The 24,142-nt window shown below is 71.4% G+C and carries 22 protein-coding genes; 16 read left to right on the top strand and 6 right to left on the bottom strand.

Annotated features, from left to right (window positions below):
* The first annotated feature begins 45 nt into the window (after positions 1–45).
* The 3 genes from AB5J51_RS20190 to AB5J51_RS20180 all read left to right on the top strand — a co-directional run bounded on the left by AB5J51_RS20190 (position 46) and on the right by AB5J51_RS20180 (position 2,601).
* On the top strand, positions 46–927 hold the full coding sequence (locus AB5J51_RS20190; RefSeq protein ID WP_053787120.1) for a helix-turn-helix transcriptional regulator: 882 nt from the start codon (positions 46–48) through the stop codon (positions 925–927).
* A complete protein-coding gene (locus tag AB5J51_RS20185; RefSeq protein WP_078987388.1) occupies positions 924–1,100 on the top strand; it encodes a DUF397 domain-containing protein in 177 nt (58 codons plus the stop codon). Before AB5J51_RS20190 ends, AB5J51_RS20185 begins: the two co-directional genes overlap by 4 nt.
* Before the next feature lie 346 nt (positions 1,101–1,446).
* The gene (locus AB5J51_RS20180; RefSeq protein ID WP_053787072.1) at positions 1,447–2,601 is read left to right on the top strand and encodes a transposase; all 1,155 of its coding nucleotides are present in this window, start codon (positions 1,447–1,449) and stop codon (positions 2,599–2,601) included.
* Between the two features lie 24 nt (positions 2,602–2,625).
* On the opposite strand, the gene AB5J51_RS20175 is transcribed toward AB5J51_RS20180, so the two are convergent.
* Complete coding sequence (locus tag AB5J51_RS20175) at positions 2,626–4,557, bottom strand: helix-turn-helix domain-containing protein (RefSeq protein WP_240805475.1); 1,932 nt, start codon at positions 4,555–4,557, stop codon at positions 2,626–2,628.
* 294 nt (positions 4,558–4,851) lie between these two features.
* Between AB5J51_RS20175 and AB5J51_RS20170 the strand changes: the two genes are divergently transcribed.
* Both AB5J51_RS20170 and pabB read left to right on the top strand, forming a co-directional pair.
* A complete protein-coding gene (locus tag AB5J51_RS20170) occupies positions 4,852–5,592 on the top strand; it encodes a class I SAM-dependent methyltransferase (protein WP_053787074.1) in 741 nt (246 codons plus the stop codon).
* A gap of 23 nt (positions 5,593–5,615) precedes the next feature.
* A complete protein-coding gene (gene pabB / locus AB5J51_RS20165) occupies positions 5,616–7,730 on the top strand; it encodes an aminodeoxychorismate synthase component I (protein ID WP_369778228.1) in 2,115 nt (704 codons plus the stop codon).
* Here pabB and AB5J51_RS20160 read toward each other — a convergent pair.
* The gene (locus tag AB5J51_RS20160) at positions 7,657–8,685 is read right to left on the bottom strand and encodes a transaldolase family protein (RefSeq protein WP_369778227.1); all 1,029 of its coding nucleotides are present in this window, start codon (positions 8,683–8,685) and stop codon (positions 7,657–7,659) included. The genes pabB and AB5J51_RS20160 overlap by 74 nt on opposite strands.
* Positions 8,686–8,984: 299 nt before the next feature.
* On the opposite strand from AB5J51_RS20160, the gene AB5J51_RS20155 reads away from it, so the two are divergent.
* From AB5J51_RS20155 to AB5J51_RS20135, 5 genes are read left to right on the top strand one after another with little or no spacing between them, the layout of a single operon-like run.
* Positions 8,985–10,154 (top strand): 3-deoxy-7-phosphoheptulonate synthase, encoded by a 1,170-nt coding sequence (locus AB5J51_RS20155; protein ID WP_053787077.1) that lies wholly within the window; start codon positions 8,985–8,987, stop codon positions 10,152–10,154.
* A gap of 30 nt (positions 10,155–10,184) precedes the next feature.
* Complete coding sequence (locus tag AB5J51_RS20150; RefSeq protein ID WP_053787078.1) at positions 10,185–10,955, top strand: 2,3-dihydro-2,3-dihydroxybenzoate dehydrogenase; 771 nt, start codon at positions 10,185–10,187, stop codon at positions 10,953–10,955.
* Positions 10,956–10,974: 19 nt separating this feature from the next.
* Entirely contained in the window at positions 10,975–11,655 is a 681-nt protein-coding gene (locus tag AB5J51_RS20145) for an isochorismatase family protein (protein ID WP_053787079.1), read from the top strand.
* Complete coding sequence (locus AB5J51_RS20140; RefSeq protein ID WP_136226025.1) at positions 11,652–13,535, top strand: anthranilate synthase family protein; 1,884 nt, start codon at positions 11,652–11,654, stop codon at positions 13,533–13,535. The genes AB5J51_RS20145 and AB5J51_RS20140 overlap by 4 nt, the downstream gene beginning before the upstream one ends.
* Positions 13,532–13,846, top strand: a complete 315-nt coding sequence (locus AB5J51_RS20135) for a hypothetical protein (protein ID WP_053787081.1) — start codon at positions 13,532–13,534, stop codon at positions 13,844–13,846. The genes AB5J51_RS20140 and AB5J51_RS20135 overlap by 4 nt, the downstream gene beginning before the upstream one ends.
* Positions 13,847–13,912: 66 nt before the next feature.
* Here AB5J51_RS20135 and AB5J51_RS20130 read toward each other — a convergent pair whose 3' ends face one another.
* On the bottom strand, positions 13,913–14,392 hold the full coding sequence (locus AB5J51_RS20130; protein ID WP_053787082.1) for an AtaL-like protein: 480 nt from the start codon (positions 14,390–14,392) through the stop codon (positions 13,913–13,915).
* Positions 14,393–14,614: 222 nt separating this feature from the next.
* On the opposite strand from AB5J51_RS20130, the gene AB5J51_RS20125 reads away from it, so the two are divergent.
* Genes AB5J51_RS20125 through AB5J51_RS20110 form a run of 4 tightly spaced genes read left to right on the top strand, consistent with a single transcriptional unit; the run spans position 14,615 to position 18,266 of the window.
* Positions 14,615–15,316 carry an SDR family oxidoreductase gene (locus AB5J51_RS20125; RefSeq protein ID WP_053787083.1) on the top strand — a complete coding sequence of 234 codons (702 nt, stop codon included), beginning with the start codon at positions 14,615–14,617 and terminating at the stop codon, positions 15,314–15,316.
* Positions 15,317–15,332: 16 nt separating this feature from the next.
* Complete coding sequence (locus AB5J51_RS20120) at positions 15,333–15,785, top strand: transketolase C-terminal domain-containing protein (protein ID WP_053787084.1); 453 nt, start codon at positions 15,333–15,335, stop codon at positions 15,783–15,785.
* Positions 15,782–17,047 (top strand): 3-phosphoshikimate 1-carboxyvinyltransferase, encoded by a 1,266-nt coding sequence (aroA, locus tag AB5J51_RS20115; RefSeq protein ID WP_243878945.1) that lies wholly within the window; start codon positions 15,782–15,784, stop codon positions 17,045–17,047. The genes AB5J51_RS20120 and aroA overlap by 4 nt, the downstream gene beginning before the upstream one ends.
* Positions 17,048–17,072: 25 nt before the next feature.
* Positions 17,073–18,266: a 3-hydroxybenzoate 6-monooxygenase gene (locus tag AB5J51_RS20110; RefSeq protein WP_136226021.1), complete on the top strand. Its 1,194-nt coding sequence runs from the start codon at positions 17,073–17,075 to the stop codon at positions 18,264–18,266.
* Here the strand turns inward: AB5J51_RS20110 and AB5J51_RS20105 are convergent.
* The 3 genes from AB5J51_RS20105 to AB5J51_RS20095 all read right to left on the bottom strand — a co-directional run bounded on the left by AB5J51_RS20105 (position 18,250) and on the right by AB5J51_RS20095 (position 21,983).
* Positions 18,250–19,593 carry a hypothetical protein gene (locus AB5J51_RS20105; protein ID WP_369778225.1) on the bottom strand — a complete coding sequence of 448 codons (1,344 nt, stop codon included), beginning with the start codon at positions 19,591–19,593 and terminating at the stop codon, positions 18,250–18,252. The two genes, AB5J51_RS20110 and AB5J51_RS20105, sit on opposite strands and share 17 nt — an antisense overlap.
* A gap of 53 nt (positions 19,594–19,646) precedes the next feature.
* The gene (locus tag AB5J51_RS20100; protein ID WP_136226019.1) at positions 19,647–20,882 is read right to left on the bottom strand and encodes a VWA domain-containing protein; all 1,236 of its coding nucleotides are present in this window, start codon (positions 20,880–20,882) and stop codon (positions 19,647–19,649) included.
* Between the two features lie 159 nt (positions 20,883–21,041).
* Positions 21,042–21,983, bottom strand: coding sequence for an NADP-dependent oxidoreductase (locus AB5J51_RS20095; protein WP_369778224.1), 942 nt, complete (start codon positions 21,981–21,983; stop codon positions 21,042–21,044).
* 119 nt (positions 21,984–22,102) lie between these two features.
* Between AB5J51_RS20095 and AB5J51_RS20090 the strand changes: the two genes are divergently transcribed.
* Together AB5J51_RS20090 and AB5J51_RS20085 are read left to right on the top strand one after the other, a co-directional pair.
* Positions 22,103–23,107, top strand: a complete 1,005-nt coding sequence (locus tag AB5J51_RS20090; protein ID WP_053787089.1) for an aldo/keto reductase — start codon at positions 22,103–22,105, stop codon at positions 23,105–23,107.
* A gap of 2 nt (positions 23,108–23,109) precedes the next feature.
* Complete coding sequence (locus AB5J51_RS20085; protein WP_136226018.1) at positions 23,110–23,964, top strand: arylamine N-acetyltransferase; 855 nt, start codon at positions 23,110–23,112, stop codon at positions 23,962–23,964.
* Positions 23,965–24,142: the final 178 nt, after the last annotated feature.

Raw genomic sequence — 24,142 nt, 5'->3', positions numbered from 1 at the left:
ACTTCAGCCGGGAGGGGACGCGAGACTGGGCCGGTGAACCAGGGGATGCGAGAAGGCCAGGGCAACCGGGTGTCGACGGTGCTGGGGCGCAGGCTGGGTGGCGAACTGAACAGGCTGCGCACGGCGGCGGGCAAGACCCAGCTGCAGGCGGCCCGAGAGATCAGCGCCACGGCGACGAAGATCGTGAAGATGGAGAGCGGCTGGGTTCCGATGCGGGACCCGGACATCCGTGTGCTGTGCGAGTTCTACGGCGTGACGGACTCGCAGGCGGTGAGCGGGCTGTTGGACCTGGCGCGCCTGGACCGTGAGCGCCGCAAGGCCAAGGGCTGGTGGCGACACATCCCCACGATGGGAAATCTGGCCGAGTACGTGGCGATGGAGGACGTCGCCGTCCGTATCCGCACGTGGCAGCTCGCTCTGATCCCCGGTTTGCTCCAGACCGCCGACTACATCCGCGCGTTGGGCGTCAGTTCCGACTCGTGGACGCATCCGGACGAGATCGAGGTCTTGGTGACCTCACGGATCAAGCGGCAGTCGCGGCTCTGGGACGAGAGGCCGCTGGAGTTCCACGCGGTGCTCTGGGAGGCCGCTCTGCGTCAGCAGATCGGCGGCCCCGATGTGATGAGGGGGCAGCTGAACCACCTGCTGGAAATGGCCAAGCAGCCCCATATCCACGTGCAGGTGCTGCCGTTCAGGGTGGGTGCGCACCATGCCGTCGCAGGGGCGTTCAACATCGTGTCGTTCGCTGACCCCGGAGCACTGGACGTCGGCTACTCCGAGGGCATCGCGACTACATTGTGGGTGGAGGGTGCGGACGGCAACGAGGCATACGCCCGGGCGTTCGACCGCGTGTCACGGATGAGCCTCTCACCGCACGACTCCCTGAACCTGATCGACGCCATCAGCAAGGGGTATGCAGGCTCATGACCCGCTTTGAATTCGTGAAGTCCAGCTACAGCAGTGTCACGACTGACTCGGACTGCGTCGAGGTGGCCACGAACGTGGCCGGGACCGTCGCCGTCCGGGACAGCAAGCGGGCCGACGGGGCGGTCGTCGAAGTCGGCGACCTGGCGTGGGCGGTGTTCGCGCGCACGGTGTGACCCCCGGCTGAGCTGCGTCGTGGTGGGCCGGCCACCATGCGCGGGGCCTGGCGTGGTGGGGCGGGCACCCTTGGGGGCGTATGCCCGGGGCGTGGGGCGGGTGGGGTGGGTGGTCCACCTCGGGTCCAGCGGTCCTCGAGGACGCTGCGAATCGTTGCTGCCCTGGCCAAAGGGTTGTGGTGCGCCCCATCAGAGGGTGATTTGGGTTCGCCTGGTTCTTTCGGGCTGATGGTCCGCTGCGCACGGCGGGCCGAATGTGTGTGACGGGTTCACCTGGTTCTTCCGGCTCCTCCGACCGCAGGGTTGAGGGGCTGGAGAGAACGTCGGGGGAAGGGATGGATCCGTCATGAGCGCACCCAGTCTCGAACGCCTGGAGACCCTGAGCAGCCGGTTCGTACCGGACCTGGTCGTCGCCGAACTCTGCGCCGAGCTGTTCGCCTCGCTGCCGCGCAGCGATCAGCGGCGCAAGGGGGAGGTGTACCTGCGCGGTCTCCTGAAGGCCGAAGGACGCAAGTCGATACGCAACATCGCGGCGCACGTCGGCGACCGCGCGGCCGAGCAGAGCCTGCACCACTTCGTGGTCTCGTCCACCTGGGACTGGGGTCCCGTACGGGCCGCCCTCGCCCGGTATCTCGAGCGGGCGCTGCGCCCCCGCGCCTGGGTCGTGCAGCCCGTGGTCATCTCCAAGGCCGGCACGGAGTCGGTCGGGGTGGCCCGCCGCTTCGTGCCCGAGCGGGGGCAGATGGTCAACAGCCAGGTGGCGTTCGGGGTCTGGTCCGTCGGCGAGGACCACAGCTGCCCGGTGAACTGGCGGCTCGCGCTCACCCAGAAGTGGCGCGACAGCGTCGGCCCCCTCTCCCCCAACGTCCACGAGTCGGAACTGGCGACCAGCCCGCTCGAATGCGCCGCCGGAGCCGTCGAGGAGCTGCGCGACTGGGTCGGCCAGAACCGCCGCCCGGTGGTGTTCGACCTGCCCGACGTCGATCCGGCCGCGGTGGCCCGACGGTTCGGCCCGGCCGGGACGCATTTCGTGGCCTCGGCCCGCGGTTCGATGCGGGTCCGCTGCGTGGACCCGGTCCTGCCGAGCAGCGGCAACCGGGAACTGGCCGCGCATCAGCTGCTGTTGATGGCCGGGACCTTACGCCGTCCGGTGACCTGGCTGGACCCGCTGACCCTCCAGCAGCGCACCACGCTGGTGGTCGGCGTACGGGTGGAGCTGCCGCAGGCGCCCCGGCCGCTGCTGCTGTTCGGCGAGTGGAGCGATCCGCGCGGCTGGCCCGAGCAGTGCTGGGTCACCGACATGACGCAGGCGCCTCCCGGCGGGCTGCTGCGGCTCGCGAAGCGGGCGCAGCACGTCGAGGCCGACTTCAGGGACGTCTCCCAGAAGGTCGGGCTCACCGACTTCGGCGGCCGTTCCTTCGGCGGCTGGCACCGGCACACCACCCTGGCCTCCGCCGCGCACGCGGTGCGGGTGCTCACCCAGGGGGCCGTCGACCGGTAGGCGCCCGCAGGCGCACGCCGGCCGTCAGCCGATGGTCTGCCGGGGCTGGTCCCCGCGGGGGCCCTTGTTCAGCGCCTGCCGGGTCCGCTGGAGCTGGAGGGCCAGCTGTACCTGGAGGGCCTGGGTGGGCTTCTGCCAGTCCTCGCCCAGGATCTCGGTGATCCGCTCCAGCCTGCGCGAGACCGTGTTCGGGTGGACGTGCAGGGACTCGGCGGCCCTGGAGGGGCTGTTGGCCGAGGCGAAGTACGCCTCCATGGTGCGGATCAGCTCGGTGTACTGCTGGTCGTCGTAGTCGAGGACGGGGCCGATGGTGTCGTTGATGAACCCGGCGATGTTCGGCTTCTCGGAGAGGAGGACACCGAGGAAGCCCAGCTCCTCGGGGGACGCCGTGCTGCCGGGGCCGGTGAGCGCCGCGACCGCGTCCAGGACCCGGCGGGCCTCCTGGTACAGGTGGACGATCCCGGCCGGATCGTCGACGGGACCGGCGGAGCCGGCCGTGACGGGCTTGCCGAGCACCTCGGAGAGCTCTTTGGAGGCCGTACGGGCGATGGCTCCGGCCTGGGTGCCGGGCAGCAGCAGCACCACGATGTCGCCGTCCACGCTCTTGAGGCCGTGGTGGCGGTTGGCGTACGAGGCGGCCCAGGCGAGCACGCGGCCCTGGACCCCGCCCTCGGGCCGGGCGATCACGATGACGTGGGGTTCGTCGAGGTCGAGCGCGAGGCGGCGGCTCTGCTCGGCGATCTGCACCGGGGACAGCGAGGTGCCCCGCAGCAGGTCGTGGAAGAACTCGTCCCGCATGTGGCCCTCGGCGGCGGCCATGCCCTGCTCCATCAGCAGCACCACGGCGGTGACCTGGGCGGTGAGCGCGAGGAGCTGGATCTGGCGGTCGGTGGCCGGCTCGTCGCAGACCAGGATGAGCGTGCCCAGCATCTCGTCGCCGGCGGCGACCGAGGCGACCCACACCCCGTCGCCCGTGCTGCGCGGCTGCCGGTCGGTGTGCGCGTCCAGCAGGACGGTGCGTATCTCGGATTCGTCCAGCTCGGGGGGCTCGCCGCCCGGGCAGGCGAGGTTGCGGCCGGCCGCGTCCCGTACGAGCAGCGTGCCCTCTAAGCCCTTGACCGCCTCGGCGGCCAGGTTGCCGAGGCCGCCGCCCTGGAGCACCAGGTCGAGCAGGCGGCCGTGCGTCTCGCGGAGCTGGCGGGCGGTGGTGGAGGAGTCCAGGGCGCGGGAGGTGTCCTGCTCCAGCTCGACGACCTCGTACCGGGTCTGCTCCAGCAGCCGGGCCTTTTCGATCGCAACGGTGGCGAGGTCGGCGAGCGAACTCATCAGCGACACCTCGTCCGGGGTGAAGTGCCGGATGTGCCGGTCCGCCACGTACAGGGCGCCCAGGGTGGTTCCGGCGTGCCGCAGCGGGACGGCCATGACGGCGTGCAGACCCTCGGCCTGTACCACCTCGTCGATGACGGGGCTGTGCTGGAAGGTTTTGTCACTCATGTAGTCGGCCGACCAGAACGGGGCCGATCCGTCCGCCGCGCGCTTGCCGACGCCCCCGCCGGTCAGCGGGATGGCGAACCCGATGGTGAGCGCGGAGGCGTGGCCGTCGGCCGAACGCACCCTGGAGCACTGCGCGTCGAGGTCGTCGAAGCTGACCCAGGCCATGTCGAGCCCGAGGAGCAGCCGGGCCCGGCGGGTGATCACCTTCAGCAGCTCGTCGAGGTCGTACGGCAGGGTCAGGTCGCGCGCGGTGTCCACGAGGGCGGCCAGGCCGGCCTCGCGCTGCTGGCGGCGTACGAAGAGTGCGCGGATGCCGAGACTCTGGTCTCGGGCCCTGGTCAGCTGGGCGAGGGCGTCCCCGGACAGGCCGGACTCACGGGCTTTGCGGACCACGTCGTCGAAGGCAGCCGCAGGCGCCTCTCTGTTCAGCAGTTCCAGCATTTCGTAAGCGTGGTCAACCACGACTTCTCCCCCGACCCCCATAAAAGCCGTTCACGATTGCACCAACCGGGTGCAAGCAATCCCTGGCCCGCCTGAAAGTATCTCTTGGGGCAAGAACCGGTCAAGAAACACTTGAGAAGCGATCCAGGTCAGCGACGCGGAGGGTGATCGGGTCACCACGGTCCATGACCGATGCTGTCACGTGAACACCTTCTGGTCGAGGCTGACTCAAGGGCAGGCTGCTCACTGAGCGTTCCGGTGCCGGCACCACCATCGGCACCACCAACGGCCTGATGTTTCCTTGGGGGAGTTCGCATGTCTCAGGTGTCACAGCTGTCTCAGCTCCAGAGCTACGAGCGGTCGCTGCTGCGCAGCCGGCTGTCGCTGACCCGGCAGGACCGGCCGCGGGTGTTCACGCTCGGCGACCGCGAGTGGGACCTGTTCGACGAGGTCTTCGCCCCCGTCTACTCCCCTTCGACGGGTGTGGCCCTCGAGCTGCTCGGCCTCAACAAGCTTGACACGAACCCGCGTTCCGGTTCGTTCCTGGAGATGGGGTGCGGCACCGGCGTGATCGCCGTGACCGCCGCGCTGGCCGGATACGAGCGGGTCGTGGCGGCCGACATCAGCCCCTCCGCCGTGGAGAACGCCGCCGTCAACGCGGAGCGGCACGGGGTGGCGGACCGGCTGCAGGCGCTGCACAGCGACCTGTTCTCCGGCCTGCGCGAGAGCGAGCGGTTCGACATCGTCTTCTGGAGCTCCAACTACGTTATGGGGCCCGAGAGTTACGAGTACAAGTCGGTGCACGAGCGGGCATACGTGGACACCGGGTACCAGGCGCACCGCCGGTATCTGGAGCAGTCCGTGCACTGGACCACCCCGGGCGGCCGCGTCCTGCTCCACTTCAGCGACCGCGGCGACCTGGCGGCACTGCACGAGATGGCGGACGGATGCGGGCGCGAGCTGTCGACCGTGGCGAGCCACCGGGTCCGCGAGGGGGAGTACGGAGAGGACATGGTCGAGCACATGCTGCTCGAGATCAAGCCAATCTCGGCCTGATTCAGACGGGGGGATATTTCATCATGCGCACGCTGCTCGTCGACAACTACGACTCGTTTACCTATAACCTCTTCCACTATCTGACCGAGGTGAATGGTCGGGAGCCGGAAGTCGTTCGAAATGACGACCCGCACTGGAAGCTCACGGAACTCGGCGCGTTCGACAACGTCGTGGTCTCGCCCGGACCCGGCACCCCGCGCAGGGCGGCCGACTTCGGCATCTGCGCCGAGATCGTCGAGCGCTCGCCGCTGCCGCTGCTGGGCATCTGCCTCGGCCACCAGGGCATCGGGCACGTGCACGGCGCCACGGTCGCCCGTGCGCCGGAGCCCCGCCACGGCCGCACCTCGCCCGTCCTGCACGACGGCACCGGCCTGTTCGCCGGGCTGCCCTCCCCGATGGAGGTGGTCCGCTACCACTCGCTCGCCGTGACGGACCTGCCCGCCGAGCTCGAGGCCACCGCGTGGACGCCGGACGGCATTCTGATGGGGCTGCGGCACCGGACGCGGCCGATGTGGGGGGTGCAGTTCCACCCCGAATCGATTTGCAGTCAGTACGGGATCGAGCTGCTTGCAAACTTCGCCGATCTGACCCGCGCGAACCACGCGAAGGCGACCCGCCGCCGGCCTGCCGGCACGCCCGCTTCCGCTTCCGCTTCCGCACCCGCTCCCGCCGCCGATGCCCCGGTCCGCCGGCTGCGGCTGGTCACGCACGAGCTGCCCACCCGGTGGTCCCCCGAGACCGTCTACGACCAGCTCTTCCGCGGCAACGACCACGCCTACTGGCTGGACAGCAGCCTGCCCGGCGGCGACCGCGGCCGGTTCTCGGTCATGGGCGATGCCACCGGCCCGCTCGCCCGGGTCGCCACCGCCGACGTGTGGAGCGGGTGCGTCACCGTCGAGTCGGCGGGCGGTGCGAGCGAGCTGGTCGCCGCCCCCTTCCTGGAGTGGGTCGACCGCGACCTGCGCTCCTTGCACACCGAACTCCCCGAGCTCCCCTTCGACTTCGCGCTCGGCTGGGTCGGCTACCTCGGATACGAGCTGAAGGCGGAATGCGGCGGCGATCTCGTGCACCGCTCGCCGGAGGCCGACGCCACCGTGGTCTTCGCCGACCGCGCCCTGGTCTTCGACCACGTCGCGCACACCACCCACCTGCTGGCCCTGGTGGAGGGGACCGGCGAGCAGTCCGCGGCCGCGGCCGACGCCTGGCTGATCGGCACGGCGGAGAGGCTCGCCCAGCTCGCGGGCCTGACCCTGCCGGCCCCCCGGCCGACCGCCCCGAGCGGGGAGATCCGGCTGCGCCACGACCGCGGGGCCTATCTGGGCCTCATCGACTCCTGCCTGGAGGAGATCGCCGCCGGCGAGACGTACGAGGTCTGCCTCACGAACATGGCCGAGGCCGAAGCCCGCCTCGACCCCTGGGCCGCGTACCGCTCCCTGCGCCGCACCAGCCCGGCGCCGTTCGCCGCGCTGCTCCAGTTCGGCGAGCTGTCCGTGCTCAGCACCTCCCCCGAGCGGTTCCTGCGGGTCTCCCGCGACGGGCTCGTCGAGTCCTCGCCCATCAAGGGCACCCGGCCGCGCGGCAGCACCCCGCAGGAGGAGGCGGAGCTGATCGCGGACCTGCTGACCGACGAGAAGGACCGCTCCGAGAACCTGATGATCGTCGACCTGGTCCGCAACGACCTCGGGCGCTGCGCCGTACCGGGCTCGGTCGAGGCCGAGGAGCTGTTCCGGGTCGAGACGTACGCCACCGTCCACCAGCTGGTGAGCACCGTACGGGCGCGCCTGCGGCCGGAGCTCTCGGCCGTGGACTGCGTACGGGCCGCCTTCCCGGGCGGGTCGATGACCGGGGCACCCAAGATCCGGACGATGCAGATCATCGACCGGCTGGAGGCGGGTCCGCGCGGGGTGTACTCGGGGGCCATCGGCTACTTCTCGCTGTCCGGCGCCGCGGACCTGAGCATCGTGATCCGTACCGCCACGGTCACCGCCGACCGCGTCCGGTACGGGGTCGGCGGGGCCGTGGTGGCCCTGTCCGATCCGGCCGCCGAGTACGAGGAGACGGCCGTCAAGTCGGCTCCGCTGCTGGCGCTGACGAATACCCGGTTCCCGGAGAGGCGGCGACACCGGATCCCGTCCTGACCCCCCAGCCGTGCTGGAGGCGGGTGAGCTCCTCCCTCTCCAGCACGGCCGCGACCTGACGGGCGGGTACGCCGAGCCGCTCCAGGGACTGGAGGGCGCACGCGGCCTCGCCGTCGGCGTTGAGCAGGGTGTCACCGGTCAGCTCCGGCTTCCGGGCGGCGGCCTCGAGGGTGGCCACGGACAGGGCGAGCGCGGTGTTCCAGCCCACCAGGGCGCCCACGCCGCCGTCGGCGCCGGTACCCCACAGCAGCCGCGGTTGCGGAGCGCCGTTGGCCCGGAGCACCCGCCACCAGTCCCCGGACAGCCGTTCCTCGCGCAGCCGGTACATCGTGCGGGCCACGGCCAGCCCGGCGGCCCCGCGCACCTCGTGCCGGGCGCCGACGCGGAGCTCGTCCAGCCGGGCATCGACCGCCGCGTCGAACGGGCCGACCGGGAAGGAGGCCACCATCGGGGCGGCGCCCAGCGGCCGGCCGCAGGACAGGGACCGCTCCAGCCCGTCGAGGTAGCCGTCGAGCACCTCGGCGTACCGCTCGGCCGAGAAGACCATCGAGGCGTGCACCCCGATCCCCTCGGCGAGGCAGCCGGACAGCACCCGGGGACCCGCCGGGGTCATGGGGACGCGGACGAGTGCGTTGGGGCGGTCCACCGCCCGGTGCACCGCGCGGGCCGCCTCTCCCATGGCCTTCGCGTCATGGGCGCGGTGCGGGGGGACGGGCACGGAGACGTGGCCCACCGCGCCCTTGCTCAGCTCGTACAAGGGCAGCAGGAGATCGCAGGCGCGGCGGAGCTGGGCCAGGCTGCTGCCCGCGGGCGCGAGGGCGTTGTGGAAGTGGGCGCCCAGGGTCGGGTACCGGGCTCCGGCGTCGAATTCCCCGGGGTCCTGCGTGCTCAGCCACGGCGAAACCCCCTCGGACACCAGTTGCTTCAGCAGCGCTCCAGCTCCTTGACTAACCACGAACACGACCTTAGAACGTCATGACATCTGTATGAACTGAACCGTTGATGGTGTGTCAAGTACCGGACCTTCAAGGTCCCGTGTCCTCTCACGTGTGCGGACCTTAAAGGGTTCGACGCCGGCCCCGGCCCAACGCCCGGGCACTGCGTCAGGTTTATTTCGGCGGCTTCCTTTCAACCTGACCGAATACGGCCCCACCTGACGTAGTGGCGAATCTCTTGTGGTTCCTCCGAATGCCTGTTTCACAGACTTCTGGCTGCATCTGATGTCACGGCAGGTACAGCACTGGGAGGTGCCGCATGCACGGTGTTGCACGCTGGAAATCATTGCCCGCGGGCCAACAGCCCGTTTGGCCGGATGAAGACGCCCTGGAGAACGCCAGGGCCGAACTCGCCGAGGCGCCCGCACTCGTCCGTCCGCAGGACGTCGAGGACCTTCGGGTCCTGCTCGCCGCGGCCGCGCGGGGCGAGGTGCAGGTCATCCAGGGCGGGGACTGCGCGGAGGACCCCGCCGAGTGCACTCCCGGCTATGTGGCGCGCAAGGCGGCGCTCCTCGACGTGCTGGCCGGTGTCATGAAGACGCGCTCGCTCAAGCCCGTCATACGGGTGGGCCGGCTGGCCGGCCAGTTCGGCAAGCCCCGCTCCCGGCCGACCGAGACCATCGGCGGCGTCGAGCTCCCCGTCTACCGCGGCCACATGGTCAACAGCCCGGAGCCGGACCCGGAGCTGCGCCGTCCCGACCCCCGGCGCCTGATCGCCGGCTACCGCGCGGCCGCCGGGGCCATGGGCTGGCTCGGCTGGCACGGCGAAGGGCGCCCCTCCGCGGCCGAGGCCCCGGTGTGGACCAGCCACGAGGCGCTGCTGCTGGACTACGAGGGCCCGATGCTGCGCACCCAGCCGGACGGCTCGGTGCTGCTGACCTCGACGCACTGGCCCTGGGTCGGTGAGCGCACCCGCGAGCTGGACGGCGCCCACATCGAGCTCTTCGCGACCATCGCCAACCCGGTCGCCACCAAGGTCGGTCCGAAGATGACCCCGGCCGAGCTGGTGGAGCTGTGCGGAAGGCTCGACCCGCAGAAGGAGCCGGGCCGGCTCACGCTGATCTCCCGGATGGGCCAGGGCACGGCTGCCGAGAAGCTGCCGGAGCTGGTCCGCGCGGTGCACGAAGCCGGGCACCCGGTGCTGTGGCTGTGCGACCCGATGCACGGGAATACCGTCAGCCTTCCCGGCGGCGTCAAGACCCGTTATGTGGAAACGGTCGTACGCGAGGTCGAGGAATTCCAGAAGGCCGTCGTCGACAACGGCGGAGTGGCGGCCGGGCTCCACCTGGAAACGACCCCGGACCTGGTCCACGAATGCGTTTCCGACAAATACCACGTCGACGAACTGGGCGAGAAGTACACCTCGTTCTGCGACCCGCGCCTCAATGTCGACCAGGCCGTCGAGGTCGTCTCGGCCTGGCGCGGCTGAGGCAGAAGAAGAAGAGGGGGTTTCTCCATCATGGAAGGAAAGATCGCTCTGGTCACCGGAGCGGCCGGCGGCATAGGCGAGGCCATCGTCCGAGCCCTGGCCTCCCGGGGCGTCCGGGTGGCTGCGGTCGACCGGGACGCCCACCGTCTGCGCGACGTCGCCAAGTCCGTCGCCGAGGAGGGCGGCCGGGTCGATCCGTTCCCGGCCGACGTCACCTCCAGTGCCGACGTCGAATCGCTGGTCGACGACGTCGAGGCGCTCGTCGGTCCGCTCGACTTCCTCGTCAACGCCGCCGGCGTGCTGCGGCTCGCCGAGGCGCGTACCCTGACCGACCAGGAGTGGAGCACGACGTTCGCGGTCAACACCACGGGCGTCTTCTTCGTCTCCCGGGCCGTCGTCAACCGCATGGTGCCGCGCCGCCGGGGCGCGATCGTCACGATCGCCTCCAACGCCGCGGGCACCGCCCGTACCGAGATGTCCGCGTACGCCGCCTCCAAGGCCGCCGCGACGATGTTCACCAAGTGCCTGGGGCTGGAGGTCGCCAAGTTCGGCATCCGCGCGAACCTCGTGGCGCCGGGCTCCACGGACACCCCGATGCTCAACTCCATGTGGCAGGACGAGAGCAGCGCGCGGGCCTCCATCGACGGGGTCCCGGACGCGTACCGCGTCGGGATCCCGCTGGGCAAGCTGGCGCGTCCCGAGGACGTCGCCGAGGCGGTGGTCTTCCTGCTCTCCGACAAGGCCGCCCACATCACGATGCACGACCTCACCGTCGACGGCGGTGCGGCGCTCGGTGCCTAAGAACGAGAGGGAGAAGCGCATGGCAGGCATACCTGCGATCAACCCCTATCCGATGCCGTCGGCGGCCGACCTGCCCGCCTCCGGCGTCGACTGGGAGATCGATCCGGACCGCGCCGTCCTGCTGGTGCACGATCTGCAGAAGTACTTCCTGGCCCCCTTCCCCGAGGGCGAGCAGCCCGTCGTGGACCTGTCCCGCAACGCCGGCGCGCTGCGCGTGCGCGCCGCCGAGCTCGGCATCCCGGTCGCGTACACCGCGCAACCGGGCGGCATGACCCCCGAGGAGCGCGGGCTGCTCGGGGACTTCTGGGGCCCGGGCATGCAGCCCAGCCCGGAGCACCGCCAGGTCGTGGACCCGGTGGCGCCCGCCGCCGGCGACTGGATGCTCACCAAGTGGCGCTACAGCGCCTTCTTCAAGACCGACCTGCTGGAGCGGATGCGCGCACAGGGCCGCGACCAGCTGATCCTCTGCGGTGTGTACGCGCACGTGGGCGTCCTGGTGACCGCGGTCGACGCGTTCACCAACGACATACAGCCCTTCCTGGTCGCCGACGCCGTCGCCGACTTCAGCTGGGAGGAGCACCGGATGGCGCTCGAGTACGCCGCCGGCCGCTGCGCCCGCCTGACCACCACCAAGGAGCTCCTGACGGCCCTCCCGGACCGGGTGGCCGCCCATGCGGGAGCGGGAGGGGAATCCGCATGACCGGAGACCTGCTGGGCCGGATCCTGACGGGCCGGCCGCCGGCCTTCGCGCTGATCCACCGTCCGGAGACCACCGTCACCGGGCACCTCGACCTCTTCCTGGGCGAGTTCGCCGAGGCGGCCACGCTCGCCGACGTCCCGCTCCGGGACGTCGAGGCGGGCGCCGGCGCCCGCCAGGACGTGCTCACCCTGATCCCCTACCGGCAGCTCGCCGAGCGCGGCTTCGAGGCGCCCGACGACGGCACCCCGCTGCTCGCCATGGTGATCGAGGAACAGGCGCAGGTGCCGCTCGCCGCCGTCCTGGCGGGGATCCCCGACGCCCCCGTCCACCTCGCGACGGGCGGCGACTTCGACATCGACGACGACACGTACGCGGAAACGGTTCGCCGCGTCATCGCGGACGAGATCGGCACCGGCGCCGGCGCCAACTTCGTGATGAAGCGGTCCTTCGTGGCCGACATCAGCGAGTACTCCGTCGGCGCTGCGCTGCGCTTCTTCCGCCGGCTGCTGGAGCGGGAGACCGGCGCGTACTGGACGTTCATCGTGCACACGGGCGAGCGCACCCTCATCGGTGCCTCGCCGGAGCGGCACATCAGCCTCTCCGGCGGCCGGGCCGTGATGAACCCGATCAGCGGCACGTACCGGTTCCCCGCCTCGGGGCCCGAACTGCCCGGCGTCATGGACTTCCTCGCCGACCGCAAGGAGGCCGACGAGCTCTACATGGTCGTCGACGAGGAACTCAAGATGATGGCCCGGATCTGCGCGTCCGGCGGCCGGGTCGTCGGGCCGTACCTCAAGGAGATGGCCCGCCTCGCCCACACCGAGTACTTCATCGAGGGCCGCACCTCCCGCGACCCCCGCGAGATCCTGCACGAGACCCTGTTCGCACCGACGGTCACCGGGTCCCCGCTGGAGAGCGCGGGCCGGGTCATCAAGAAGTACGAGCCCCAGGGCCGCGGCTACTACAGCGGTGTCCTGGCCCTGATGGGCCAGGACGAGAACAGCGAGCGGACGCTGGACTCGGCGATCCTGATCCGCACTGCCGACATCGACGGCGCCGGCCGGATGCGCATCGGCGTCGGCGCCACCCTCGTGCGCCACTCGGATCCGCTGTCCGAGGTCGCCGAGACCCGCGCGAAGGCGGCCGGCCTGCTCGCGATGTTCGAGCCGTCGGGGCCGCGCCGCTTCGGCGACCACCCGGACGTACGGGCGGCCCTGAGCCGGCGCAACGCGACGATCGCCGGGTTCTGGCTGGACGACGACGCCTCCCGGGCCCGGCCGGTACCGCTGCTCATGGGCCGCAAGGTGCTGGTGGTCGACGCGGAGGACACCTTCACCGCGATGATCGAGCACCAGCTGCGGGCCATGGAGGCCGACGTCACGGTCCGACGGTTCGACGAGCCGTACAGCTTCGCCCCGTACGACCTGGTCGTGATGGGGCCGGGGCCGGGCGACCCGCGGGACGTGGACGACCCCAAGATCGCGCACCTGCGGTCCGCGGTGGACACCCTCCTCACGGAGGGGCGGCCGTTCCTCGCGGTCTGCCTCAGCCACCAGGTGCTCAGCACGAAGCTCGGCTTCGCGCTGAAGCGCCGGGAGCAGCCCAACCAGGGCGTGCAGCGGGAGATCGAGCTGTTCGGGCGGCGCGAGCGGGTCGGCTTCTACAACACCTTCGCCGCGCAGAGCGCCTCGGACACCGTCGAGGTGCCCGGGATCGGCACGGTCGAGGTGTGCCGGGAGCCGGGGACCAGGGAGGTGCACGCGCTGCGCGGGCCCGGCTTCCGCTCGATGCAGTTCCACGCCGAGTCGGTGCTCACGGAGGACGGCATCCGCATCGTCAGCGAGGCCCTGTCCGGACTGCTCCAGGAGCAGTCCGTATGAGCGCGAAGGCGACGGTGGCCTGGTGGGACCTGAAGGGCTCGGGGCACAGCATCGAGTCGCTGAGGGCGTACCTGCGCGATGAGGCGGTCGACCGTTTCGCGGCGGTCGAGGGGCTGCGGCTGAAGTTCTGGATCGCGGACCCGGCGACGGAGCGCTGGGGCGCGGTGCTGCTGTGGGAGTCCGCGGAGGCGGCGGCGCAGCCGCTGGCCCCGCGGGCGGCCGAGCTGATCGGGCGGGCGCCGGTGCAGTACACGGTGTTCGACGTGGAGGCGACGGTCGAGGGCGTCCACACGCTGCCCGGGAAGGTGTGAGGCACGAGAGCGCGTACGGCCCCTCACGGCCCCCCCCGGGGGCGTGAGGGGCCGTACGCGTGGGTGTCACGCCCGCTGGTCCGCCCCTGTGGCCATCACCTGCCGCAGGACCTCCGTCATGGCGTCCAGCGTGCCGTGGAAATCGCAGTCCAGGTCCCGCAGGTAGGTGTTCTGCGCGAGGATCGCGGCCGCCGGGCGGTCGGTCAGGGTGATGCTGAGGGTGAGCGTGAGCCGGCCGTCCTCGTCCTCTCCGATCTCATTGCGGATCTCGGCGATGTCGGTGTCGTCCAGATGCCGGTAGGTAATGCGACCGGCGCTCTCCTGGGGAGTGACGCGTTGCAGGAACGTCAGCCCGCCGCGCCGGATTTCCCGGAGAAATCCATCGGCGTACCGTTCGTTGATCCGGCAATCCGTAATGGCCGGAACATAGCCGGTGGGGAACTCCGCCTTGTGTAGCAGCGCCTGCCAGAGAGACTCCCGCGTAGGAGCTGGACACCCCTCCTGAGCTGCGCCGACGACCGGACGGGTCCACGAAAGCGTCAGCATTGATCTCTCCTTTCCAGAGGCCAGTCGGCGTGCAGCATCGGTCGGGCGAACAGTGGTGTCAAAGCCGGGCGGGGTATTACGTCACCTGCCCCCAGGACCTGACGGAATGAGAGAAGTCCACTGCCTCACCGGCTGTTTTTTCTTGCAGGGTGACGGTTGGTCGGTGGCGTTCCGCAGAGCGCCTTCCCGTTAAATCCGAAGCGGAGAATCAGGAGAACGCTGATGTCTGAACGGTTCGACGGCCAGGTCGTCCTCGTCACCGGAGGAGGCGAAGGCATCGGCCGGGCAGCGGCGGTTGCCTTCGCCCGGCTCGGCGCACTGGTGGTGGTCTCGGGCCGCCACCCGGAGACGCTCGAAGGAACGGTCAAGCTGATCCGCGACGCGGGCGGGCAGGCCGACAGCGTGGTCGCCGACGTGTCGGACACGACGGCCGGCGCGGACGCCGGCGCCGCGTACGTCGTCGCCGAGACCGTGCGCCGGCACGGCGCCCTGGACGTGGCCTTCAACAACACCACCGAACTGGGCCCGCACCAGTCCGTCGCGGACATCGACGAGACGGTCTGGGCCCACACCCTGACGGCCAACCTCACCGGCGTCTGGCTGTCCATGAAGCACGAGATCGCCCACATGGGGTCCGCCGGCGGCGGGGTCATCGTCAACACGGCCAGCAACATCGGAGCGCAGGGCATGCTCCCCGGCCTCGGCGCGTACGCCGCGTCCACGGCCGCCGTCAGCGCCCTGACCCGGACCGCGGCCCGCGAGTACGTCGCCCAGTCGATCCGCATCAACGCCATCAGCCCCTGCCCGCTCGGCCGGGGGGCCAGCGTCGAGGAGATCGCCGACACCGTGGTCTGGCTCTGCTCCGACGCGGCCGCGTACATCGTCGGGCACGACCTCGTGCTCGACCGCAAGACGAGCGAGTAGAGCGGTGGCCCGTCGCATGCAGAGGTTCCCCCGCCCCTACGGCGGTCCGGGCGAGCCGGGCTGGTCCAAGCGGGACAGCGTCGTGGCCGAGGCCGAGGCCGAGGTCCAGGTCCGGGTCGACGCCGAGGGCGCCGCGCCCGACGTGGTGCTCATCGCCACCGGCAGCGAGATGCGCATCGCCCTCGACGCCCGCGCCATCCTGCACCGCGAGGGCATCGCCGCCCGCGTGGTGACGGTGCCCTGCCCCCAGCCGCCGGCCGGCGCCCGGGCCCGGGTGTCCGTGGCGGCCGGCTCCGCGCTCGGCTGCTACGAACTGCTCGGCGAGGCCGGCATCCCGGTCCGGCTCGACCAGTGCGGCGCGCGCGGCGCGTACACCGCCCTCCACCAGCAGCACGGCTTCAGCGCCGCCCGGGTGGCCGCCACCGCCCGGGCCGGGCTGGCCCGCGCCGGACAGCGGGAGGGCGCGTGAACACGGCCGTGCTGACCGCCCGTATCCCGGGCTCCAAGAGCATCACCAACCGGGCGCTGCTGCTGGCCGCCGCCGCCGACGGGGTCTCGCTGCTGCGGGCCCCCCTGGTCAGCGCGGACACGGTGGCCTTCCGGGAGGCCCTGGCCGGCCTCGGCGTCCCCGTCGTGGAGGGCGACGACGGCTGGAAGGTCACCGGCAGCGGGCGCGCCCCGGCCGGCGGCGGCGCGGTGTGGTGCGAGGACGCCGGCACCGCGGCCCGGTTCCTGCCGCCGTTCGCGGCGACCGGCGCCGGCACGTTCACCTTCGACGGCACCGGCCAGCTGCGCGCCCGGCCGCTGCGGCCCCTCGCCGAGGCGCTGGGCCGGCTCGGCGCGGACGCCCGGGTCACCGAGCCCGTCGGCGGACTGCCGCTGACCGTCGCCGCCCGGGGCCTGACCGGCGGTGACCTGACCGTGGACGCCTCGCTCAGCAGTCAGTACCTCACCGGCCTGCTGATGGCGGGACCGCTGATGCGCCGGCCGCTGACCGTACGGGGCGAGGGGCTGGTCAGCCGCCCGTACATCACGATGACCCAGGAGCTGATGCGCCACTTCGGGGCGTACGTCGACGAGTTCGCGGGCGGCGCGATCCAGGTGCTGCCCGGCGGCTACCGGGCCGCCGAGCTCGACATCGAACCCGACGCCTCCACCGCCTCGTACTTCTTCGCGGCGGCCGCCGTCACCGGGACCACCGTCACCGTGCCCGGCCTCGGCCTCGGCAGCGTCCAGGGCGACCTCGGCTTCGTGGAGGTGCTGCGCCGGGCGGGCGCCCGGGTGGAGATCGCCGACGGGGCGACCACCGTCACCGGCACCGGGCGGCTGCGCGGCGGCTTCGCCGTCGACATGGGCGACATCTCCGACACCTTCATGACACTGGCGGCGGTGGCCCCGCTCGCCGACGCGCCGATCACCGTCCACGGCATCGGCCACGCACGGCTCAAGGAGTCCGACCGGATCGCCGCGGTCGAGGAGAACCTGCGGGCCCTCGGGATCCGCACCGAGTCAGGACCGGACCGGCTCACCGTCCACCCGGGCCGCCCCACGGCCGCCCGGATCGCCTGCCGCCGGGACCACCGGATCGCCATGGCGTTCTCGGTACTGGGCCTGCGCGTTCCCGGCATCACGCTCGACGACCCGTCCTGTGTCGGCAAGACCTTCCCCGGCTTCCACGCCGAACTGGGACGGCTCTTCCCGGCCCACCGCTCGGGCACCCAAAGTCACTGACAACGAAAGGGATGTGAGAACCCCCATGGCCGACATACTCATCGCCGGCGGTGGCATCGGTGGCCTCGCCGCGGCGCTCGGACTCGCGAAGCGGGGACACCAGGTCACCGTCCTGGAGCGCAGGGACGTCTTCACGGAGGTCGGCGCAGGCATCCAGCTCGGCCCGAACGCCTTCCACGCGCTCGACCTGCTGGGCGTGGGCCAGGAGGTCCGCGACCGCGCCGTGTTCATCGACGAGCTGCGCTTCATGGACGGCACGACCGGCGAGAAGGTCGCCGCGATGCCGGTGAAGGAGAAGTACCGGGGCCGGTTCGGCAACCCGTACGCCGTCGTCCACCGCGTCGACCTGTACCTGCCGCTGCTCGAGGCCGCCCGCCGCCACCCCGGCATCGAGCTGCTGGGACGCCACCACGTCGTCGCGTACGAGCAGAAGGCGGGTGCGGTCTCCGCCGTCCTCGCCGACGGCCGGCGCATCACCGGGGACGCGCTGATCGGCGCGGACGGACTGCACTCCGCGATCCGGCAGCAGATGGTCGGCGACGGGTCCCCGCGGGTCTCCGGGCACACCATCTACCGCTCGGTGATCCCGATGGAGGAGGTGCCCGAGGAGCTGCGGTGGAACACCGTCACCCTGTGGGCGGGCCCGAAGTGGCACTTCGTCCACTACCCGATCGCGGGCGGCGAGCACTTCAACCTGGCCGCGACCCGCGACGACGGCGCCACGGAGGCCGTGGCGGGCCTGCCGGCCGAGCACGACCACGTGGTGAACTCCTTCCCCGAACTGTCCGGTGCCGCGCGGCGGCTGCTGGAGCTCGGCCGGGACTGGAAGTCCTGGGTGCTGTGCGACCGCGACCCGGTCGACCGCTGGACCGAGGGCCGGGTGGCGCTGCTGGGCGACGCCGCGCACCCGATGCTCCAGTACGCCGCGCAGGGCGCGTGCCAGGCCATCGAGGACGCGGTGCTGCTGAGCGGGCTGCTGGACGGCTGCCCGGCCGATTTCGAGCAGCGGCTGGAGAAGTACAACGCGGCGCGGCGCGAGCGGACCGCGCAGGTGCAGCTGGTGGCCCGGGAGATGGGGCGGCAGCTGTACCACGCGGCGGGCGAGGCGCGGGTGGAGCGCAACGCGATGCTGTCCTCGCTGTCGGACGACGACATGTACGACAAGGTGGCCTGGCTGCACGGCGCGTACGACTTCGACCGGCTCACGGCAGGCTCCTGACGTAGGCCTCGATGGCGGAGACCACGCGGTCGCGGTCGGCGGTGGAGATGTCCGTCCCGGCCGTCTGCTGGAGGAAGTGGTAGACGAGGGAGGCGGTGCAGATGTCTGCCTGCTCCTTGGGGAGCAGGCAGACGAGACCACTCGTGACAGGGCGTTCGCCACGGAAATTCAGGAGGCGAAGGTGGCCCTTGACGTCGGGCGCCACGGACTCCCGGATGGTTCCGACGTAGAGACCCGGGACGCCGGTGGGGATGTTCACCGTCCTTCCCGTGTCCTGTGCCTTGCACGTGTTCTCCGTGGCGTCCGGGTCTCCGTCCAGGTACTTCAGCAATTCGGGCGCGGTCTTGCCGAAGTCGGAGCAGTCCAGGGCCACCCCGGTCACCACGTCTTCCGTCAGACCCACCCCGAAGCCCTCGAAGTCGAGCGGGGGCTCACCCACGTGTACCTGCCGGTACACCGAGGAGTCGTAGAAGACGAGTGTGCACGTCTTGCCCGCCGGCGCCATCAGGTAGGTCTTCGGATCCACCGCGTACACCTGGGCTCCTGCCGGCACGGTGAGCCGGCCCGGCAGGCGGACCGAAGGCGGCGCGGGCGCGGGCGTTACTCCCAGGGGCGTACCGGTCCGCGAGCAGGCGGTGACGGAGACCTCCTGGGAAGGCACCTCGACCGGCTTCGCCTCGGGCAGCGAGGGGACCACGAGTTTCTCGAGCACCGCGTTCAGCTCGGCGGAGTCCTGCGTGAACTGCGGTGCGGCGGCCTTGACCGCCGAGGCGAGCCGGGTCAGGACCGCCTGCTCCGCGGCCGGCACGCGGTAGCCGACGAACCGGAACTCCAGCTGCAGGCCGAGGGCGTCCATCCGGTCGCGGACCTGTTCGTTCATCGCGGCCGGGTCGCCGCCGCAGCCGTCGGTGCCCTGCGTGGTGACGACGACGATGCGGTTGCGCTTGCTGCCGCGCAGCGGGTAGCGTCCGGAGAAGTCGTCGATCGCGGCCAGGAGCCCGCTGTTCAGCGTCGCCCGGCCGCCCGGGGTCAGCGCGTGCGCCGCCGCGCTGATCCGCTGCGCGTTGCCGGTCCCGCTCCCCACCAGCTCCCGGGTGTTGTCCGGTTCGCCGCAGGCGCCGCCGAACCGGCGCAGGGACAGCGCATCGCGGTCCCCGCTGTTTCGGACCGCGGCGCCGACGGCGTCGGCGAGCGCGCCGAAGTCCCGCCCCTCAGCCGGGGATCCGGGGTCGGAGGTGTCGAGGAGGAACGCGGTGCGGTACTGCGGGGTGGACCGTACGACGTACACGACGGCCGCCCCGACGGCCACCGCGGCCACCGTGAGCACCGCCAGGGCGACCCCTAACCAGCGTCTGCGCGGCCGCGCCGCCGCCGGGGCCGTCACCGGGCCGCCGGGGCCTTGGCGCGCAGGGCGGCGAGTGCCTTGTTCATCGCGTCCACCTGGGTGTTGTAGTCGGTGGCGGCCCTCTCGAAGGCCTCGTGGCGGGGGCCGAGCGGCGCTTTGGAGCGTGCGGCCTCCAGCAGCCGGTCGGCGGCCTCCAGTACGGTCTTCTGCTGCTCGCGCAGCTTCGCCGCCCGGTCGTTGATGTCGCGCCCTTCGGGGGTCTTCGCCCGGCCGCCGAGGTCTTCGAACTCGGTGCCGATGTGCGGTTCCCTGGCCCGGTCGAGGTTCTGCCCCGCCTCGTCGAGCCGGCCGTCGGTGATCTCCCGTGCGGCGGTGTTGATGCGGGTCACGGCCGGGTTGAGGACGTCCACGATCTTCGTGGCGTTGCGCAGGACCGGCTCGGTGTTGGTCGACCATTCCAGGGCCGCGTCGAGGTCCGCCCGGGTGTTCGCGAAGACGGGCTCGGCCGGGTTGGAGCCGGCGGTGGCGATCGACTTCAGGCTCTCGCTCTGGTTCTCGGGGACCTGATAGCCGATCAGCCGGAACTCGATCTTCAGACCGGCCGCGCGGATCCGGTCCGCGATCTCCCGCCGTACGAAGTCGGTGTCCTCGTCGCACGCGTCCTTGCCGTGCCGCGTCACGACGACGATGCGGTTCACCTGCTTGGCGCGCTGACCGGCGCCGAACGCGAACGTGCCGGAGAAGTCGTCGACGGCCTGGACGATGCCCCGCAGCAGGGTGGCCCGGCCGCCCGCCGGGGCCTGTTGGGCGGCCCGGACGATGTCCTGCCGGTTGTCCGTGCCGAAGTCCACCAGCCGGGCGGTGTTGCCGTCCGTACCGCACTCGCCGCCGAACCGGCGCAGCGCCAGGGCGTCGGAGTCGCCCGCGTTGCCCACCACGGTCCTGAGGGAGGCGGCGACGGCGTCCGCGTCTCCGGCATCCGCGACGGCGGTCGTGTCCATGAGGAACTGCGTCTTGTAGGTCGGCGCGTAGGCCGGCAGCACCCAGCGCACCACCGCCCAGGAGCCGCCGCCGAGCAGCGCCAGGACCACGAGAACGAGGAACGTGTTCCGGATGCTGCGCGGGATGCGGATGTCGAAGATGCGCAGGTCGCGGCCGGCCTGGTAGACGCGGGCGTCGCCCGAAGCGTTGGCCTTCTGCCGCACGCCTGCCCGTTGGGCCTTGGTGTCGTCGTCTGCGCCGCCGGAGTCTGCAGGAGGAGATCCCGTCATGCCGACCATCGTCAGTTACACCGCATGATCACTTTAAGTGGTCGGACGCTATCTTTTCTTCGCCGTGAGCGCCGTGAGCGCCGTGAGCGCCGTCACCACCGTCCTCGCCGCCGCACCGCCCGCGAAGGCGGCCGGTGCGGCGGCGCCGTCCGGGCCGGGTCAGACCTTGAGGACGATCTTGCCCGTGGTGTGGCGGGACTCGCCGAGCTCGTGGGCCTTGCGCACGTCCTGGAGGGGGAAGGTCTCCGCGATCAGGGGGCGCAGCCGGCCCGTGTCCACGAGGGTGGCCAGTTCCTGCAGGACCATGTGGTCGGGGGCCACGTTGACCGTGATGGCGCGGACGCCCGCCGCGGTCGCCTTCGCGGTGATCTCCTCGATCCCGAGGGGGTTCGTCACGCCGATGTAGAGGCCGCCGGGGCGCAGGGTGCGCAGGGAGCGGTCCTCGTACTCGCCGCCCACCAGGTCCAGTACGACGTCCACGTCCTGGACGGCCTCGGTGAAGTCCTGTGCCGTGTAGTCGATCAGCTCGTCCGCGCCCAGCTCGCGCAGCAGCTCGTGCTTGGCCGCGCTGGCCGTGCCGATGACGTACGCACCACGGGACTTGGCGATCTGGACGGCCAGGTGTCCGACGCCGCCGGCCGCCGCGTGGATCAGCACCCGCTGGCCCGCCTGCAGGTCCGCGCCGTCGACCAGGGCCTGCCAGGCAGTCGAGCCGGCGAGCGGCAGGGCGGCCGAGGAGACGTGGTCGAGGCTGCCCGGCTTGCGCGCGAAGTGGCGTGCGGGCGCGGCGACGTACTCCGAGTATCCGGCGGCCTCGTCGGGGAAGGCGGGGAGGCCGAAGACCTCGTCGCCCACCTTGAACCGGTTCTCGCCCGCCGCGACGGCCACGACGGTGCCGGAGACGTCCCAGCCGACGCCGAACGGCGGGGTCATCCACAATCCGAATGCGCGGATCTTCCAGTCGATCGGATTGACGCCGGCGGCGTGGGTCTTTACCAGAATTCCTGCGGGGCCGGGAATGGGGAGCGGGGAATCCGTCAGGTTCAGTACTTCGGTGCCGCCCAGGACGTCCTGGCGGACCGTTCGCATCGTTTCTGTCATGCATTCAATGATCGCAACTCGCAAAGCCGAATCCCCGTCGATATTCGGCCATTCGCGACCTGACAGACCGGCCCGGAATGGTTTTTGCGCCGAAGGCGCCCTGCTCAATGCTGGGGTATATGACTCAGCTGCGATCACTTGGTTCGGCCGGTCCCGAGGTTTCCGCTCTCGGCCTCGGCCTGATGTCCATGTCAGACTTCTACGGCCCTGCCGACCGGGCCGAGGGAGTCGCCACCGCCCACGCCGCCATCGACGCCGGGATCACCCTCCTCGACACCGGCGACTTCTACGGCAGCGGCCACAACGAGCTCCTCCTGCGCGAGGTGCTGCAGAGCCACGACCGCGAGCAGCTCACCCTCAGCGTCAAGTTCGGCGTCCTGCGCGACCCGTCCGGCGGCATCCTCGGCGTCGACTGCCGTCCCGAGGCCGTGAAGAACTCCCTCGCCCAGACCCTGCAGCGGCTCGGCACGGACTACGTGGACGTCTACCGCCCGGCGCGCCTCGACCCGGCGGTGCCGATCGAGGAGACCATCGGCGCCATCAAGGAGATGGTGGAGGCCGGCCACGTCCGGCACATCGGCCTGTCCGAGATCGGCGCGGAGACCCTGCGCCGGGCCTCCGCCGTGCACCCCATCTCCGACCTCCAGATCGAGTACTCGCTGCTCTCCCGCTCCATCGAGGACGAGATCCTGCCGACCGCCCGGGAGCTCGGCACCGCGATCACCGCGTACGGGGTGCTCGCCCGCGGCCTGCTGTCCGGCCGCTGGAACCACCAGCGCGCCGCGGCCTCCGACGACGGCCGCAGCAACTTCCCGCGCTTCAGCGGCGAGAACCTCGACCGCAACCTGCAGCTCGTCGCCGCCCTGGGCAAGGTGGCCGAGGCCAAGGGCGTCACCACCTCGCAGCTGGCGATCGGCTGGGCCATGGCCCAGGGCGCCGACATCGTCCCCGTCGTCGGCTCCCGCCGCCGCGACCAGCTCACCGAGGCGCTCGGCGCGCTCTCCCTCGAGCTGACCGCCGAGGACGTCGCCGAGATCGAGCGGGCCGTCCCCGCCGAGGAGGTCGCCGGCACGCGCTTCGACGCCGAGGGCATGGCCATGCTCGACAGCGAGAAGAAGGGCTGAGCATGAGGCCGTTCTGCAGCGCCGCCCAGTGGCAGGGCGAACTCCTCGACGTCGAGGCGTACCTCGAGCGCCTCGGCATCGGCGGCCCGCTGGAGCCGGATGCGCAGACCCTGCGCCGGCTGCACCGCGCGCACGCCCTGACCATCCCGTTCGAGAACCTCGACATCCTGCTGGGGCGGGGCATCGACCTCGACGTGGAGGTCATGCAGTCCAAGCTCCTGCGCAGCCGGCGCGGCGGGTACTGCTACGAGCACAACATGCTCTTCGCGGTGCTGCTGGAGCGGCTCGGGTACGAGGTCACGCGGCTGTACGCGCGTCCGCTCCTGGACGCGCCCAAGCCGCTGCCCCGGACCCACCTGATGCTGAGCGTGGCCGTGGGCGGGGAGACGTACCTCGCCGACGTGGGCTTCGGCGACGAGGGCCCGCTGGAGCCGATCCTGGTCTCCGACGGGATCGTCTCCGACCAGGGCGGCTGGGTGTACCGGCTGGCCCGCGAGGAGGGCACCGACAAGGAGTGGGTGCTCTCGCTGAAGCGGGACGACGGCTGGTTCCCCCTGTACTGGTACGCCACCGAGGCGCACCACCACATCGACTGCGTGGTGGCGAACTACTTCATCTCCACGCACTCGAGCTCGCCGTTCACCGGCCGCGTCTTCCTGGAGCGGATCGCGGAGGACTGGCGGCTGAACCTCAACCACCGCAAGCTCACCCTGACCCGGGCCGACGGCACGGTCGAGGTCCGGCACGTGACGGACGGGGAGGTGCGCGAGCTGCTGGCCAAGCAGTTCGGCATCGAGCTGACCGAGGAGGAGGCCGCGGTGGTCGTCGCCGCCCTGCCGGCCCCCGAGCCCGCCTGAGCCCCCGTACGGACCCTGCGGGGCCCGTGGCGCGCACCCGGCCGGTGCGCACCACGGGCCCCGTTCCGTTGCCCGGGCAGGCTCCGGGCGCCGTACGCGACGAGGCCCGGGCGACAAAGCCGTACGGGCCCGGCTGGGGGGAGCCGGGCCCGTACGGCGGACGCCTGAGGGGGCGCCG

The sequence above is a fragment of the Streptomyces sp. R33 genome (genome assembly GCF_041200175.1).
Lineage (GTDB): Bacteria > Actinomycetota > Actinomycetes > Streptomycetales > Streptomycetaceae > Streptomyces > Streptomyces katrae_B.
Note: the sequence above shows the minus strand (reverse complement) of the source record. Positions and strands in the feature narration are given on the sequence as shown.

Bases quoted from the DNA above. Each gene is read 5' to 3' on its own strand.
- AB5J51_RS20120 (WP_053787084.1), top strand. From the start codon at position 15,333: ATGCAGAGGTTCCCCCGCCCCTACGGCGGTCCGGGCGAGCCGGGCTGG.
- AB5J51_RS20125 (WP_053787083.1), top strand. From the start codon at position 14,615: ATGTCTGAACGGTTCGACGGCCAGGTCGTCCTCGTCACCGGAGGAGGC.
- pabB (WP_369778228.1), top strand. From the start codon at position 5,616: ATGCGCACGCTGCTCGTCGACAACTACGACTCGTTTACCTATAACCTC.
- AB5J51_RS20155 (WP_053787077.1), top strand. From the start codon at position 8,985: ATGCACGGTGTTGCACGCTGGAAATCATTGCCCGCGGGCCAACAGCCC.
- AB5J51_RS20135 (WP_053787081.1), top strand. From the start codon at position 13,532: ATGAGCGCGAAGGCGACGGTGGCCTGGTGGGACCTGAAGGGCTCGGGG.
- AB5J51_RS20100 (WP_136226019.1), bottom strand. From the start codon at position 20,882: ATGACGGGATCTCCTCCTGCAGACTCCGGCGGCGCAGACGACGACACC.
- AB5J51_RS20095 (WP_369778224.1), bottom strand. From the start codon at position 21,983: ATGACAGAAACGATGCGAACGGTCCGCCAGGACGTCCTGGGCGGCACC.
- AB5J51_RS20170 (WP_053787074.1), top strand. From the start codon at position 4,852: ATGTCTCAGGTGTCACAGCTGTCTCAGCTCCAGAGCTACGAGCGGTCG.
- AB5J51_RS20090 (WP_053787089.1), top strand. From the start codon at position 22,103: ATGACTCAGCTGCGATCACTTGGTTCGGCCGGTCCCGAGGTTTCCGCT.
- AB5J51_RS20185 (WP_078987388.1), top strand. From the start codon at position 924: ATGACCCGCTTTGAATTCGTGAAGTCCAGCTACAGCAGTGTCACGACT.
- AB5J51_RS20140 (WP_136226025.1), top strand. From the start codon at position 11,652: ATGACCGGAGACCTGCTGGGCCGGATCCTGACGGGCCGGCCGCCGGCC.
- AB5J51_RS20085 (WP_136226018.1), top strand. From the start codon at position 23,110: ATGAGGCCGTTCTGCAGCGCCGCCCAGTGGCAGGGCGAACTCCTCGAC.
- AB5J51_RS20180 (WP_053787072.1), top strand. From the start codon at position 1,447: ATGAGCGCACCCAGTCTCGAACGCCTGGAGACCCTGAGCAGCCGGTTC.
- AB5J51_RS20145 (WP_053787079.1), top strand. From the start codon at position 10,975: ATGGCAGGCATACCTGCGATCAACCCCTATCCGATGCCGTCGGCGGCC.
- AB5J51_RS20130 (WP_053787082.1), bottom strand. From the start codon at position 14,392: ATGCTGACGCTTTCGTGGACCCGTCCGGTCGTCGGCGCAGCTCAGGAG.
- AB5J51_RS20190 (WP_053787120.1), top strand. From the start codon at position 46: ATGCGAGAAGGCCAGGGCAACCGGGTGTCGACGGTGCTGGGGCGCAGG.
- AB5J51_RS20110 (WP_136226021.1), top strand. From the start codon at position 17,073: ATGGCCGACATACTCATCGCCGGCGGTGGCATCGGTGGCCTCGCCGCG.
- AB5J51_RS20150 (WP_053787078.1), top strand. From the start codon at position 10,185: ATGGAAGGAAAGATCGCTCTGGTCACCGGAGCGGCCGGCGGCATAGGC.